This is a genomic window from Polaribacter sp. PL03 (assembly GCF_033875165.1).
GTDB lineage: Bacteria > Bacteroidota > Bacteroidia > Flavobacteriales > Flavobacteriaceae > Polaribacter.
The window spans coordinates 562,681-577,437 of the sequence record NZ_JAWZSV010000002.1 but is presented as its reverse complement, the minus strand read 5'-3'; the positions used below and the strand labels follow the sequence as shown (position 1 = coordinate 577,437).

General features: G+C 28.7%; 12 protein-coding genes. 9 read left to right on the top strand and 3 right to left on the bottom strand.

Features of this window, described 5'->3' with window-relative positions; all coding sequences use genetic code 11:
- Positions 1-56: 56 nt before the first annotated feature.
- The 9 genes from recN to SHK09_RS05790 all read left to right on the top strand — a co-directional run bounded on the left by recN (position 57) and on the right by SHK09_RS05790 (position 13,104).
- Positions 57-1,718: a DNA repair protein RecN gene (gene recN, locus SHK09_RS05830; protein WP_319809837.1), complete on the top strand. Its 1,662-nt coding sequence runs from the start codon at positions 57-59 to the stop codon at positions 1,716-1,718.
- Between the two features lie 60 nt (positions 1,719-1,778).
- A complete protein-coding gene (locus SHK09_RS05825; RefSeq protein WP_319809836.1) occupies positions 1,779-2,585 on the top strand; it encodes an enoyl-ACP reductase in 807 nt (268 codons plus the stop codon).
- Positions 2,586-2,761: 176 nt separating this feature from the next.
- A complete protein-coding gene (locus SHK09_RS05820) occupies positions 2,762-3,712 on the top strand; it encodes a glycosyltransferase (RefSeq protein ID WP_319809835.1) in 951 nt (316 codons plus the stop codon).
- 56 nt (positions 3,713-3,768) lie between these two features.
- Positions 3,769-6,696, top strand: a complete 2,928-nt coding sequence (locus tag SHK09_RS05815) for a GH92 family glycosyl hydrolase (RefSeq protein ID WP_319809834.1) — start codon at positions 3,769-3,771, stop codon at positions 6,694-6,696.
- A 2-nt stretch (positions 6,697-6,698) separates the two neighbouring features.
- Positions 6,699-7,703 (top strand): N(4)-(beta-N-acetylglucosaminyl)-L-asparaginase, encoded by a 1,005-nt coding sequence (locus tag SHK09_RS05810; RefSeq protein WP_319809833.1) that lies wholly within the window; start codon positions 6,699-6,701, stop codon positions 7,701-7,703.
- A 2-nt stretch (positions 7,704-7,705) separates the two neighbouring features.
- On the top strand, positions 7,706-9,034 hold the full coding sequence (locus SHK09_RS05805; RefSeq protein WP_319809832.1) for a sugar MFS transporter: 1,329 nt from the start codon (positions 7,706-7,708) through the stop codon (positions 9,032-9,034).
- A 620-nt stretch (positions 9,035-9,654) separates the two neighbouring features.
- Positions 9,655-10,194: a hypothetical protein gene (locus SHK09_RS05800; protein WP_319809831.1), complete on the top strand. Its 540-nt coding sequence runs from the start codon at positions 9,655-9,657 to the stop codon at positions 10,192-10,194.
- Positions 10,195-10,267: 73 nt separating this feature from the next.
- On the top strand, positions 10,268-11,428 hold the full coding sequence (locus SHK09_RS05795) for an ABC transporter ATP-binding protein (protein ID WP_319809830.1): 1,161 nt from the start codon (positions 10,268-10,270) through the stop codon (positions 11,426-11,428).
- Between the two features lie 17 nt (positions 11,429-11,445).
- Positions 11,446-13,104, top strand: coding sequence for a hypothetical protein (locus SHK09_RS05790; RefSeq protein WP_319809829.1), 1,659 nt, complete (start codon positions 11,446-11,448; stop codon positions 13,102-13,104).
- Between the two features lie 3 nt (positions 13,105-13,107).
- On the opposite strand, the gene SHK09_RS05785 is transcribed toward SHK09_RS05790, so the two are convergent.
- The 3 genes from SHK09_RS05785 to SHK09_RS05775 form a co-directional block, all read right to left on the bottom strand.
- Positions 13,108-13,758 (bottom strand): peptidoglycan-binding domain-containing protein, encoded by a 651-nt coding sequence (locus SHK09_RS05785; RefSeq protein ID WP_319809828.1) that lies wholly within the window; start codon positions 13,756-13,758, stop codon positions 13,108-13,110.
- A 112-nt stretch (positions 13,759-13,870) separates the two neighbouring features.
- Positions 13,871-14,236, bottom strand: a complete 366-nt coding sequence (locus tag SHK09_RS05780) for a YchJ family protein (RefSeq protein ID WP_319809827.1) — start codon at positions 14,234-14,236, stop codon at positions 13,871-13,873.
- A 2-nt stretch (positions 14,237-14,238) separates the two neighbouring features.
- The gene (locus SHK09_RS05775) at positions 14,239-14,595 is read right to left on the bottom strand and encodes a hypothetical protein (protein ID WP_319809826.1); all 357 of its coding nucleotides are present in this window, start codon (positions 14,593-14,595) and stop codon (positions 14,239-14,241) included.
- Positions 14,596-14,757: the final 162 nt, after the last annotated feature.

Here is a 14,757-nt window from a genome sequence, read left to right as displayed (position 1 = left end):
TCATCATTTAATTCTTAATAATTTTCACTAATTTTATCTTCTAAAAAATAGAAAATTTGTTATCACAATTATCCATAAATAATTACGCGTTAATCAATCATTTAAGTATCGATTTTTCTTCTGGTTTATCTATAATTACTGGTGAAACTGGAGCAGGAAAATCTATTCTATTAGGTGCATTAGGCTTAGTTTTAGGAAATAGAGCAGATTTGTCTTCATTAAAAGATACGTCTACTAAATGTATTGTAGAGGCCAAAGTAGCTATTTCTAATTATAATTTACAAGATTTTTTTAATTCTGTAGATTTAGATTATGAAGCAGAAACTATTATTAGAAGAGAAATTCTTCCTTCTGGTAAATCTAGAGCTTTTGTAAATGACACACCCGTTACTTTATCTGTTTTAAATGAATTAAGAGTAAAGTTAATAGATGTGCACTCGCAGCATCAAACAATGCAATTGTCTGATAATAATTTTCAGTTTGCCATTTTAGATGCTTTAGCAAAAAATACGCCAAGGATAGATTCTTATAAACGAGGCTTTGTACAATTAAATAAACTAAGAAAAGAACTTTCTAAATTAGAAGTTCAACAAAAAGAATCTAATCAACAATACGATTATAACTTACATTTATTTAAGGAACTAGAAGAAGCAAAGGTTAAAGTTGATGAACAAGAAGAGTTAGAAGAGAAGCTAGAGAAGCTTAATAACATAGAAGATATTAAAGATAATTTATCTGAAGCTTTAGAAATTACGGTAAATGAAGAAATCGGAATACAGAATTTACTAAACACTTTAGAAAATAGATTAACAAAAATAGCTTCGTTTTCTAAAGAATATCAAGAAATCTCAGAAAGAATAACTTCTGTAAAAATAGAAATAGATGATATTGTTGCTGAGTTAGAAAGTGCTAATGAAAATGTAGATTTTAACCCAAACGAAGCAGAAGAAATTAACGATAGATTGCAGTTACTCTATAATTTACAGAAAAAACACGCTGTAAGTTCTAATAAAGAATTATTAACGGTTTTCGAAGAAATATCAGACAAGGTAGTTGCGGTAGAATCTGCAGATGAATTTATCAATAAAAAACAAAAAGAAATAGATACTGTTTCTGTAAAATTAGATTCTGTTGCAGAAAAAATAACAAAAGCAAGAAATACGGCAATACCTAAACTAACAAAAGAATTACAAGTTTTGCTAACAGATTTAGGTATGGAAAACGCTCGTTTTTCAATAAAAATAAAACCTACAAAAAACTATTTTTCAAACGGAAAAGACGAGTTAGAATTCTTGTTTTCTGCAAATAAAGGAGGAAGTTTTGGCGAGTTAAAGAAAGTAGCTTCTGGTGGAGAATTGTCTCGAATAATGCTATCTGTTAAGAAAGTATTATCAGAAAACACACAACTACCAACCATTATTTTCGATGAAATAGATACTGGTGTTTCGGGTGAAGTTTCTAATAAAATAGCCGCTATTATGCAGCAAATGAGTAATAATATGCAGGTAATTGCAATTACACATTTACCTCAAATAGCAGCAAAAGGTATTAATCACTACAAAGTTTATAAGAAGGAAGTTAAAGGAGTTACTACAACTAATTTAAAACAATTAACTACCGAAGAACGTGTTGTAGAAATAGCAGAAATGTTAAGTGGTAAAGATATTTCAGACTCTGCACTTACACACGCAAAAGAATTATTAAACTTAAAAAGTTAGAGTGCCATTTCGAAAAGAGCTTTTTAGCAATTTAGAAATCTCATAAAAATATTTAGCAGCATGTACAATTTATTAAAAGGAAAAAAAGGAATTATTTTTGGTGCCTTAAACGAACATTCTATTGCTTGGAAAACAGCACAAAGAGCACATGAAGAAGGTGCAACTTTTGTCTTAACAAATGCGCCAGCGTCTATAAGAATGGGAGAATTAGATGTTTTAGCAAAGAAAACGAACTCTCAAATTATAGCAGCAGATGCAACTTCAATAGAAGATTTAGAAAACTTAGTAGAACAGTCTATGGAGATTTTGGGAGGTAAAATAGACTTTGTTTTACACTCAATAGGCATGTCTGTAAACGTTAGAAAAGGCAAACCATACACAGATCCTAATTACGATTTCACTAAAAAAGGTTGGGATGTTTCTGCTGTTTCTTTTCACAAGGTAATGAATGTTTTATATCATAAAAAAGCAATGAATTCTTGGGGTTCTATTGTGGCATTAACCTATATGGCAGCACAAAGAGTATTTCCAGATTATAACGATATGGCAGACAATAAGGCATATTTAGAGTCTGTTGCACGTAGTTTTGGGTACTTTTTTGGTAGAGATTTTAAAGTACGTGTAAACACCATTTCTCAATCTCCAACGCCAACAACTGCAGGAACAGGTGTTAAAGGTTTCGATGGTTTTATAGCATATTCAGAAAAAATGAGTCCGTTAGGAAATGCAACCGCTTTAGAATGCGCAGATTATACAATTTCTATGTTTTCAGACTTAACAAAGAAAGTAACTTTACAAAATTTATTTCACGATGGCGGATTCTCTAATATGGGTGTAAGTGATGCTGTAATGGAAAAATTTGAGTAGTCTTTTTCGAAGCTATTTCCTGCTTTCGCTACTCGCTTTTTTCGTGCCTCAAAAGAGCTCAAACAAACCGCTCAATCAGGGCTAAACATTTTGTTAGCTTTTAGAAGGCCAAAAAGCAATTATAATTTTAAAATTTCTACATTTACAATATTACTCTTTAGAAAACGAACCTATATTTGAAACTAAAATTTTCCATAATAATACCCGTTTACAATCGTCCTAAAGAAATAGACGAATTATTAGAAAGTCTTACAAAACAAGATTTTACTAATAGTTTCGAAATCTTAATAATAGAAGATGGTTCTAAAGAAAGTAGCGATATTATAGTTCAGAAATATAAATTACAATTAGATTTAAAATATTTTTATAAAGAAAATAGCGGTGCAGGAGCAAGTCGTAATTTCGGTATAAAAAAAGCTACAGGAAACTATTTTATCATTTTAGATTCAGATGTTATAGTTCCAAAAGTATATTTATCTGAAGTTAACAACGCCTTAGAAGCTAATTATACAGATGCTTTTGGTGGGCCAGATGCAGCACATTCTAGTTTTACATCATTACAAAAAGCAATTAATTATTCTATGACTTCTGTGCTAACAACAGGCGGAATTCGTGGTAAAAAACAAGCGATAGGTAAATTTCAACCAAGAAGTTTTAATTTAGGTTTATCAGAAAAAGCTTTTGAACAAACAGCGGGTTTTTCTAAAATGAAAAATGGCGAAGATATCGATTTAACTTTTCGTCTTTGGGAAAAGGGTTTTGAAACACAATTAATAGAAAAAGCCTTTGTGTATCATAAAAGACGAAGTACTATTCCGCAGTTTTTTAAACAAACTTTTGGTTTTGGAACTGCAAGACCAATTTTAAATATAAAGTACCCAGAAACAGCAAAACCAACCTATTGGTTTCCTAGCTTGTTTATTATGGGTTTAGACTTAAGTCTCATCGTACTTGTTTTTGGGTATCCGCAATTATTTTATTGTTACTTATTTTATTTTAGTTTAATTTTTTTAGATTCATTAAGACAGAATAGAAATTTAAAAGTGGCTTTTTTAAGTATAATAACTTCATTTACGCAGTTTTTAGGCTACGGTTTAGGCTTTTTAAAATCTCAGTTTTTAAAGTAAAATGCGTAACTTAATTATATTTCACTATTTTAGTTCACAATTCAGAATTTTAATAAATGAAAATATATAAACTGCCTTTTTATTTCTCTCTATTTTTCTTTCTTATCAGTTGTCAGCAAGAAGAAATAAAAGTGTCACAAAAAGATAAAGCGTTACTATCTTATGTAAATCCGTTTATTGGTACCGGTGCTCATGGGCATACGTATCCTGGTGCAACAATGCCTTTTGGGATGATGCAATTATCACCAGATACACGTTTAGATGGTTGGGACGGTTGTTCTGGTTATCATTATTCAGATAATGAAATTTATGGTTTTTCACATACACATTTAAGTGGAACAGGAGTTTCTGATTATGGAGACATTTTATTAATGCCTACAAATAAACAGATTTTTAATAATGGAGCAGACGGTAAAGAAGGTTACAAATCTACATTTTCACATGACAATGAAATTGCAACTCCAGGTTATTATAAAGTACATTTAGATGATACAAATATTAATGTTGAATTAACGGTTTCTAAAAGAAGTGGACTTCATAAATATAATTTTCCCACAGCAGAAAATCAATTTGTAATTTTAGACTTATTACATCGCGATAAAGTATTAAAAGCTAAAATTACAAAGGTTTCCGATACAGAAATTGTTGGATATCGTTTTTCAGAAGCTTGGGCAAGCGACCAGCGCTTGTACTTTGTTATAAAAACCTCACACTCTTTTACAGATGTTTTACAATCTCCACCTAAAAAAGGAATGGATGGAGCGCAAAAAATAGCACTTAATTTTATAAACCCAAACAACGAACCTGTTATTCTAAAAGTTGGTATTTCTGCAGTTGATATTGAAGGGGCAAAGAAAAATTTAGATAAAGAAATTGGAAAATATACTTTTGAGCAAGTTAAAAAAATAGCAGAAGATTTTTGGGAGAATCAATTAGAAAAAATTGTTTTAGAAGATGATAATAAAGATAACAAGACTAATTTTTATACTTCAATGTATCATGTTTCTATTGCTCCAAATTTATATCAAGATGTAGATGGTCGTTATCGCGGTATGGATTTAAAAATTCATGAAACCAAAGACTTTGATTATTACACCGTTTTCTCTCTTTGGGACACTTATAGAGCAGCACATCCTTTATACACAATAATAGAGCAAGAAAAAACAAATGATTTTGTAAATACATTTTTAGCAAAGTATAATGAAGGTGGTATTATGCCAATTTGGGATTTATCTGCCAACTATACCGGTTGTATGATTGGTTACCATGCAGTTCCTGTAATAGCAGACGCTTATTTAAAAGGAATTAGAAATTACGATGTAAATAAAGCTTTCGAAGCAATGAAACATTCTGCATCACGAGATAAATTAGGTTTAGATTCTTATAAAAATTATGGTTTTATTCCCGTTGAAAAAGAATCTGAATCTGTTTCTAAAACCTTAGAATATGCTTATGATGATTGGACAATTGCAAAAATGGCAAAAGATTTAGGCAAAGAAATAGATTATAAAAATTACATAGAAAGGGCTCAGTATTATAAAAATGTATTCGATCCTAGTACTCAATTTATGCGAGGAAGATTTAGAAATACATGGTTTTCTCCTTTTGATCCTTATGAAGTAAATTTTAATTATACTGAAGCTAATTCTTGGCAATACAGTTTTTATGTTCCACAAGATATTTCTGGTTTTATAAAATTATTAGGAGGAAAAGAAAAATTAGAAGTTAATTTAGATAAATTATTCTCAGCAGAAGATAAAACATCTGGAAGTCATCAAGTAGATATTACAGGTTTAATTGGGCAATATGCACATGGTAATGAACCAAGTCATCATATGGCATATTTATATAATTTTGTAAATAAGCCACATAAAACACAAGAAAAAGTTCGTCAGATTTTAACAGAATTGTATACAAATTCGCCAGAAGGAATTTCTGGTAATGAAGATTGTGGACAAATGAGTGCCTGGTATATTTTTTCTTCATTAGGTTTTTATCCTGTAACACCCGCTTCTAATCAATATATTATAGGAGCGCCACTGTTTGATAAAGCAACAATTAATTTAGAAAGCGGAAAAACTTTTACGGTTAAAGCAAATAATAATTCGCCTGAAAATAAATACATCAAATCGGTTAAATTAAACGGAGAAAATTATGAATACTCATATATAAGTCATTCAGACATTATAAACGGTGGAAGTTTAGTTTTCGAAATGACGAATAAACCTTCAAATTGGGGTACAAAAGATAAATTTATTCCATCAACAAAAATTAAAGATCATCTAATTGTTGCCTCTCCATTTATATCAAAAGGTAATATTGCTTTTAAAGGAGCTACAGAAGTTAGCTTAGAAAATGTAGACAAAACAGCAACTATTTATTATTCTGTAGGAGATGAATTTCAAGAATATAAAAAGCCTTTTTTAATATCATCTAAAGTAGCATTAAAAGTATTTGCACAAAAAGAAGGCGTTAAAAGTAAAATAATTACAACAGATTTTTATAAAATAGATCCTAATCTTAAAATTGAATTAAAAACAACATATGCAAACCAGTACAATGCTGGCGGCGACAATGCCCTAATTGATGGTGTTATTGGTACAGAAGATTTTAGAACAGGCACTTGGCAAGGTTATTTTGATTCAGATTTAATTGCAGTTGTAGATTTGGGGAAAGAAAAGCCCATTTATAATGTAAAGGTTTCCTTTTTAGAGGATCAAAGGAGTTGGATATTTCTTCCTATAAATGTAGAAATATATACTTCTACTGATGGACTAAATTTTGTAAAACAGACAAATTGGGTTTTTAAAGAACAATATAAAAAGGAAGAAGTTAAAATAGAAACTGTTCATATATCTAAATTAGGAAAAGCTAGATATATAAAAGTAATAGCAAAGAAATTAGGCGAATTACCAAAATGGCATTTAGGCTATAAACATAATGGGAGAAGTTGGTTGTTTGTAGATGAAATTCAAATTAATTAATTATGAAAAGAAGAAATTTTTTAAAAAAAGCATCTGCAACTGGTTTCGGTTTGGTAGCAGTTTCATCAACTTTAATAAGTTGTGATGAAGTAATATCTTCAGAAAAAAAAATAGTTACACCAATATTACAACCAGTAAGACCATTGGTAATTGCAACTTGGAATACGCCTTTAGCAGTAGAAACAGCAGCAAAAATTTTACAGAATGGAGGTTCTGCATTAGATGCAGTAGAACAAGGTTGTAGAGTTGAAGAAGCAAATGAAAAAGGGCAATCTGTAGGAAAAGGTGGTTTGCCAGATAGAGATGGTAATGTAACTTTAGATGCTTGTATAATGGACGATAAAGGAAATTACGGAGCCGTTTTAGGAGTAAAAAACATAATGCATGTAATTTCTGTAGCTCGAAAAGTAATGGAAGACACGCCTCATGTAATGTTAGTAGCAGAAGGAGCAGAACAGTTTGCGGTATCTAAAGGCTTTAAGAGAGAAAATTTGTTAACTGCAGCCTCTAAAAAGAAGTGGGAAAAATGGAAGGTGAAAGCAGCATACAAACCAATTATTAATATAGAGAACCACGATACTATTGGCATGTTGGCAATTGATGCAAAAGGAAATATTTCTGGAGCTTGTACAACAAGCGGATTAGCATACAAACTTGCAGGAAGAGTAGGAGATTCTCCAATAATTGGAGGAGGTTTATTTGTAGATAATGAAATTGGTGGTGCGTCTGCAACCGGTTTAGGTGAAGAGGTTTTAAAAACAGTTGGTAGCTTTTTAATTGTAGAATTAATGCGACAAGGCAAGTCGCCGCAAGAAGCATGTGAAGAAGCAATTGGTAGAATTGTAAATAAACCAGGTAAAGATTTTAAGAATTTTCAAGTAGGTTATATTGCCGTAAATAAACAAGGAGAAACAGGAGCATATTCTATACATGAATGGTTTAGTTATAACTTATTTAAAGAAGGAGAGAATAAAAATATTAAATCAGATTATTTCAATAAAAAATAAATATGTTAACAAAATCAACTAATAAATCTTACAAAAGTGCTTTTATATTTCTAACAATGTTGTTTTTCTTATGGGGATTTATAACGGTTTTAGTAGATAGTTTGGTACCTCGATTAAAAGACGTTTTCGAAATGTCTTATTCGAAAACCGTTTTAGTTCAGTTTGCTTTTTTTGTAGCATTCTTTGTTTTCTCTTTGCCTGCAGGGTTTATATTGTCTAAAATTGGCTATAAGAAAGGCATTATTTTAGGACTCTTAATGATGGCATTAGGCTGTTTATTATTTTATCCTGCAGCAGCTTATCGTACTTTTTCTGTATTTTTAATTGGTTATTTTACATTAGCAGGTGGAATTACAATTTTACAAGTAGCCGCAAACCCTTATGTTGCTTTACTAGGAAGTGAAGATGGTGCAAGTAGTCGTTTAAATTTATCACAAGCATTTAATGCCTTAGGAACTACAATTGCACCTGTAGTTGGCGCATTGTTTTTATTAAGTGATTCAGTAAAAACATCTGAAGAAATAGCCTTATTATCAGATTTAGAAAAAACGAATTATTACATTGCAGAAGCTGCTACTGTGCAAACTCCTTTTGTTTTAATTGCACTTTCAATAACTCTTTTAGCATTAATTTTTAGATTTATAAAGCTACCTGCCATTATGGAAGATAGCCCTAAAGGAGGTTATATAACACTACTAAAAAATAAATTAATGGTTATGGGAGCCATAGGTATTTTTGTGTATGTAGGTGCAGAGGTGGCAATAGGTAGCTTTTTGGTAAATTATTTTTCAGACATGAATTTGTCTCTAGTAATATCTCAAAACGAAACCATGATGCAAATTGCAAATACTATAGCAAGCACTTTTAATAAAACTTTTACAAACTCAGATCCAAAATCTTTACTAGGTATCTTTGTCATTTTTTATTGGGGTGGCGCAATGATTGGTCGTTTCGTAGGCGCTTATTTAACCAAAATTATGGCTCCAGGAAAAGTGTTAAGTATTTTTGCTTTTTTAGCAATTGCAATGATTTTAATTTCTATTTATACAGTAGGTTTAATCTCTATGTGGTCTATTTTAGCAGTTGGTTTGTTCAATTCAATTATGTTTCCAACCATTTTTTCTCTAAGTTTAGAAGGCCTAGGAGATTTAAAAGCACAGGCATCTGGTTTATTATGTATGGCAATTGTTGGTGGTGCAATTATCCCTTTTATGTTCGGTAGCTTAATAGATAGTTTCGGGTTTAAAACAGCTTTTATATTAACTATAGTATGTTATGGTTATATATTTGTTTTCGGAAGAATTAAATCCAATAAAATAGCACAAAAATAAAATCTAAAACTAATAACAGTTTTTAAAGAACAATAAAAAGAACATTACTTTAGTTAGAATAGTAAAAATTAGTTTTTGTTTTTGGGCGTTACCTAAAGGTCGGGCTTTACGCACTCGCTTTTTTTCTAAAAAAAAGAAAAAAGAGCTCAAACAAAAGCTTCAATCCCTAACGCAAACACAATTGTTAGCGAAGTTTAAAAGCTAAAAAATATTAAATCCTTATTTTAAGACTGGTTTTAAAAGTAAAAAAAAACAATACAAAAATCTATAGAAAAAAGGATTAGAAGAGCGTACTTTTGTAGTTACAATAAAAAGAAAAGATATTTGTTTAAATTACTAATATATAGTGTTTTAGATTGTATTCTTTTTTAAGTGTAAAGTGGCATAGAAAATGCTATTATACAATTTGTATGTATCTAATTTATAAAAAAATCTAAACCTATTAAAGGTTTATAAGAATAGACTTTAAGTAAATTAGAAAAGAGAAATCAACTTATAAATGATTAAAAAAAACAGTTATAATAATATTACAATGTTGTTTAAAGTGTAGCATGAAATCTAAAATAATTTTTCAATCACACTAAAAGTAGAACATTAGATATCGATTAAAATATAATATTATGGCAACATTAACAAACAACTATGTTTTTAAAGCATTAGAGAATTACCCACACGATTTAGAAGAGGTAATGGAAGCGTTAAGTTTTGCGTTATCTTATGACGAAAACAATACAATGGCTTTAACTTTAATGGGTAGAGTCTATGCTGAAAAGTTGTATAAATACGAAGAAGCAATTTCTTTTTTTAAACAAGCTTTAGCAGAAAATATTTATGCTTTTGAGGCTTATGTGCCTTATGTAAACACACTTTTGTGGAACGAAGACTATAAAGAAGCAGAAGAATTTATCGATTTTGGCTTAACTGTAAAAGGAGCAGAAAAAGCCGTTTTATATTTAAAGAAAGCTATTTTATTCGAGCAATTAAAAGAATATAAAAAAGCATTAACTTTTATAAAATTAGCAAAAGAGTATACTTTTAATTCAGACTTTATGACAGATATAAACGTCGAGCAAGAACGTATAAAAGGAAAAATGCCTAATAAAAAGAAGAAGGGAAAATCATCAAAAAAAGATAAAAAACAAGAGAAAAAAACATCCTAATTTTATTTACTTATAAGTTAGTATTAAAGAGAAAATTTACTATTTTTAAATAAAATTGTTAGATATTTAAAATATGATTCATTCTCAAGAAGAACTCATAGAAAAAGCCGTTCTCTATTTTAAAAGAGGCGATTATTCTTTAGGTTATAGAACCCTTTTAGATGCTGCCTTAAATACAGATTCTGAAGAAATTTTTGTAAAAATTTTAGATTTTGTACAACAATATGAAAAAGAAAGTAGCGAAGATAAATCTTCGCTACTTTCTTTGTTTAAAGACTGTGCTACCGAAATAAAAAGTATTCAAATAAATAAAATAAGCCTGCTTGGTAAAACAATTTTAAAAGCAGAGAATATTACAAAAAACTACAACAATAATAGGTTCTTTCTAGGACCTGTAGATGTAGCACTTAAAAAGGGAGATATTTTTGGTTTGGTTGGTGAAAACGGAAATGGTAAAACAACCTTATTAACTGTTCTTGCTTCTATAGTTAAACAAACATCAGGTAATTTATCGTATTCATTTTCAACAGAAAATAAAGACAAATATGATGTATTGTCTAAGTTAGTTTACATTCCGCAAAGAACGCCTGTTTGGTATGGAAAGGTTTTAGATAACTTAAAATTTGCTTTGGTACATCATGGTGTAAAAGGAAATAAGAATAATTTATTAGTTTTAATGATGGTTGCTAGATTTGGACTCTGGAAATACAAAGACTTAAAATGGAGCGAACTATCATCTGGTTATAAAATGCGTTTTGAATTGGCAAGAACAATGTTACGTAGGCCAGAAATTATTCTATTAGATGAACCTCTAGCAAATTTAGATATTTTAGCACAACAGGTTATTTTAGAAGATTTAAGAATGATTTCTAAATCTCCGGTAAATCCTATTGCAATGGTATTTTCTTCACAGCAATTATATGAAGTAGAGAAAATTTCTGATGAGGTTATTTATCTAAGAAACGGTAAACCTTCTGCACATTTAAACCTAGAAGAGGAAGAAAAGAATTATTTGGTTGTAGAAATTGATACAGAGAATTCTAGAGATGAAATTGAAGCAATTTTTAATAACAATCAATTAGAAAAATTAGAATTTAATGGCGGTGTTTATATCTTATATTTTAAAGAAGGTTTTTCTTTTAATAATTGTTTAGCTACTATTTCTAGTAATAATTTTTCGCTACAATATATTAGAGATATTTCTAAATCTACAAGACGTTTTTTCGTTTATTAATTCTTAAAAAATTTCAAATGAATTTTATCAATAAAGTTAATAAACATCTTTTAGAAAATTATCCTTTAATTTGGAATACACGTTTAGCTTGGATGCTTGTAGCAAATGTTTTTGTGCATTTACTATTTTTTATGATTGGTTATTCTTCTGCAAATACAATAACAGATTTAAAAGAACATTATACATTAAGCAATTTCTTTTTTGAAACATCTACTGTGTATTATAATTTTTTAATATCGATATTTATCTTATTAATATGGATTATTTATTACTTACGAAACAACGCATTTAAGAATTTATACTCTTTTAAAAGGGGTATGTTATTTAAACAGTTCTGTATTATTCTATTTATATTTTTTATAAGTACAACCCAATATTTTTCATTTAAAAAAGGATTGGTAACCAAAATAAAGTCGCTTTATAGTTGGGTAGAAGTAAATGAAGATATTAAAGCATTTAATAGTATTAGTTTATTTCTGATGCATAATCAAGCAGATTATAAAATAGATAAAAAGAAGTATCCAAAACCATTTCCACTAAAAGTAGCTATTAATAATAAGAATAGTACAGATAATATAGATTTTAAGAAACCTTATTTAGAATATGAAGGAACTCAATTTCAATTTTATAACATTAATGAAAAACTTTGGCAAGAAGATTCTAAACAGAATGAATATTTAACTGTATACGGTAAACATAGTTTTAAATACAGAAATATAGAAGATATAAGTGCTTTTAAAGAATTACTACATCCATCATTATATAATTATTCTGTTACTAAATTTACTATTGGTCAAGATTCTATAGATTTAGAAAATCAATTAAAATACTTTCAAAATATACTAAATAACCAAGACGAATCTAAAATTAAAGATGATTTAAAAAAAGGACTTTATTTAGCGAGGAAATATGAATTAAGCACTAATTTAAGTATTGAATCTTGGTTTGACCTTGTTAATAATTCGCCTAACTATTTACTTAAAGAGTTAATTAATGTTTCTAATCCTGTAAATAAAGAATTAAGATCTTATACTAGCAATAGTAATAATGGTATTGATAATGTTGCAGATCTTCCTTACTCTAAAACACTTTATTTTAGCTTTAATAATTTAGATAACTTTTTTAGTAATGTGTATTCTTCATATTACCCTACTTTTAATGATGTAATCTTTAATTTTTTAGTAGCTATTGCATTCTTTTTAAGTGTAGTGCTTTTCGTTTTTAAAACAACAAATACAAAATCATTATTACTTAGTTTTGTAGCTAGTTTGGTTATTTTAGTTATTATAATTTGGTTAATGTCTAGTGGAGATTTTCTTCTTTCTGGAGATGAAGTTAGGAGTTATAGAGAGTTTTTGATAATGATATTTATTTCTCTAATAATATTAATACTTTCTATTATTCTTTATTTGAATAATACGAAGAAATTACTTATTTCGATAACTTTTACTTTGGGGCTTTTTGCGTTACCAATATTATTTGTATTTTCTAGTTTAGCATATATTAAATATCTAGATAAGAGCCATAAATACCTTTATCCTAAAGCATATAATTATGTAAGTGATTTCGAAAAATGGTTTAATAATTACGGTGTTTTTGCCGCAATTTTAGTTTGGTTTTTAGCGGTATTTATGTATGCTACGTTAATAAGAAAACTAAATGCTAGAGCAGAGTAGTGGCTATTTATACAAAGCATCTAAAGTTAATAGATCTAAGTAACCATCTGCGAATAGGTTGTTTTTTTCTTCAAATATTTTTAGAATATTAATGGTGTCTTCTTTAAATACACCGTCTTTTGTAATCTTATATCCTTTAGCTATTAATTTTTTTTGAACCTCATAAATTAAAGGACTTTTTTCTCCGTATTTTATCTTCGAAGAAGAGTTAAATAGACGTTTAATTTTATCTACAGCTAAAGATTCTTGATGACTTTTTAAGTTAGTACCCGTTTCTTCTAAAAATTTAATTTCTAGGTTCGTAAGTCCGTTTTCCTTTAAAATGGCAGATTTTTCTAACTTATTCTCAAAATATTTAACAATTGCTAGTTTATCTGCATATTTATTAACCGCATTTTTGGTTTCATTGTCGTCATCTTCAGGAGTTCTAACATCAATATCGTTTGCTGTCCATTGTAACATTACAAAACTATTTAAGTCTTCAATAGCTTTGTTGTAGTTCATTAAAAACTCTTGGTTATGGTATTCTAAATCAATTCTCTTATCAACTTTATAACTAACTTCAGGAGAATTATATCTTTTGTACTGTTTGTATTTACCGTAACCTATAAAGAAGGTAATAACCAATAATAAAATAATTATAATTTGTTTCATAATAAAGACTTAGGTGGGGAATGAGTTAATGGGCAAAAGTAAGTAAAAGTATCTAAAAATATAGAATTTTAAAATTGAGAATAATCTATGTATTAAGATTTAAAAGAAACGGTTATTTAGCATTTAGATACACCCAATTATTATTTTCTTTACAAAAGGTAGAGTGCTCTTCTATAACCTCTAAATTTCCGTTTTCTAAAAAGAAAGCTTTAAAATTAACGGTATTTTCTGTAAAATTTAATATCTCTAATTTAACCCATTCAACAGATTTCGTCCACTTTTCTAATTCTTTGTACTCTTTCTTAGAAAGTCTTGTAGAACTATGGTGGCTTTTATGCAGATATAGTACATCTGCTAAAACAAAAGCACTATATCTAGAACGCATTAGTTCTTCTGCAGATGAAACAGTTATAATATCTTTATGTGCTTTTTTACAGCAATTTTTGTACAAGTTATTTGGGTTACAAGGACAAATCATAATTAATTTATAAGTTCGTTTTCTTTAATTCTAAAACAGCGTTCTTCACCTAAATACAGAGGGTTTCCATATTCTTCAGACCAAAAACCGTCTAATATATCTTTAGAAATGCATCTATAAATAACAACACCATTGTAAATATCATTTTCGTCTCCTTGATATTGAAAGTTAATCGCTAAAATATTGTCTTTAAAAAAACCTGTACCAAACTGTTGTTGACTCTTATTAATAAGCCATTTTGCAGAAATTCTATTATTTTCATCTAAAGATAAATCTAATGTACCTTTATAGGATTTTTCTGTTTCATCTTGGTTACTACCAAGTATTTGAAACCTTCCAATTAAATCTTCAATTTTCATTTGATATAATTCTTGTTTTCAAAGTGTTTTGTCATCTAAAGATAAAAAAAAACGTTTTTACATTTTATACAAAGAAAAGCAAAGTTTATTACTTTATCATTTCAATATTTTACTTTCTTATAAGTGCTATCAGAAAAAAAAGTATTCATAAAATGAAATTTA

What these genes read in the sequence shown, in the direction of transcription:
- SHK09_RS05825 (WP_319809836.1), top strand. Translation starts at nt 1,779, where the DNA reads ATGTACAATTTATTAAAAGGAAAAAAAGGAATTATTTTTGGTGCCTTA.
- SHK09_RS05785 (WP_319809828.1), bottom strand. Translation starts at nt 13,758, where the DNA reads ATGAAACAAATTATAATTATTTTATTATTGGTTATTACCTTCTTTATA.
- SHK09_RS05805 (WP_319809832.1), top strand. Translation starts at nt 7,706, where the DNA reads ATGTTAACAAAATCAACTAATAAATCTTACAAAAGTGCTTTTATATTT.
- SHK09_RS05800 (WP_319809831.1), top strand. Translation starts at nt 9,655, where the DNA reads ATGGCAACATTAACAAACAACTATGTTTTTAAAGCATTAGAGAATTAC.
- SHK09_RS05795 (WP_319809830.1), top strand. Translation starts at nt 10,268, where the DNA reads ATGATTCATTCTCAAGAAGAACTCATAGAAAAAGCCGTTCTCTATTTT.
- SHK09_RS05780 (WP_319809827.1), bottom strand. Translation starts at nt 14,236, where the DNA reads ATGATTTGTCCTTGTAACCCAAATAACTTGTACAAAAATTGCTGTAAA.
- SHK09_RS05815 (WP_319809834.1), top strand. Translation starts at nt 3,769, where the DNA reads ATGAAAATATATAAACTGCCTTTTTATTTCTCTCTATTTTTCTTTCTT.
- SHK09_RS05775 (WP_319809826.1), bottom strand. Translation starts at nt 14,595, where the DNA reads ATGAAAATTGAAGATTTAATTGGAAGGTTTCAAATACTTGGTAGTAAC.
- SHK09_RS05810 (WP_319809833.1), top strand. Translation starts at nt 6,699, where the DNA reads ATGAAAAGAAGAAATTTTTTAAAAAAAGCATCTGCAACTGGTTTCGGT.
- SHK09_RS05790 (WP_319809829.1), top strand. Translation starts at nt 11,446, where the DNA reads ATGAATTTTATCAATAAAGTTAATAAACATCTTTTAGAAAATTATCCT.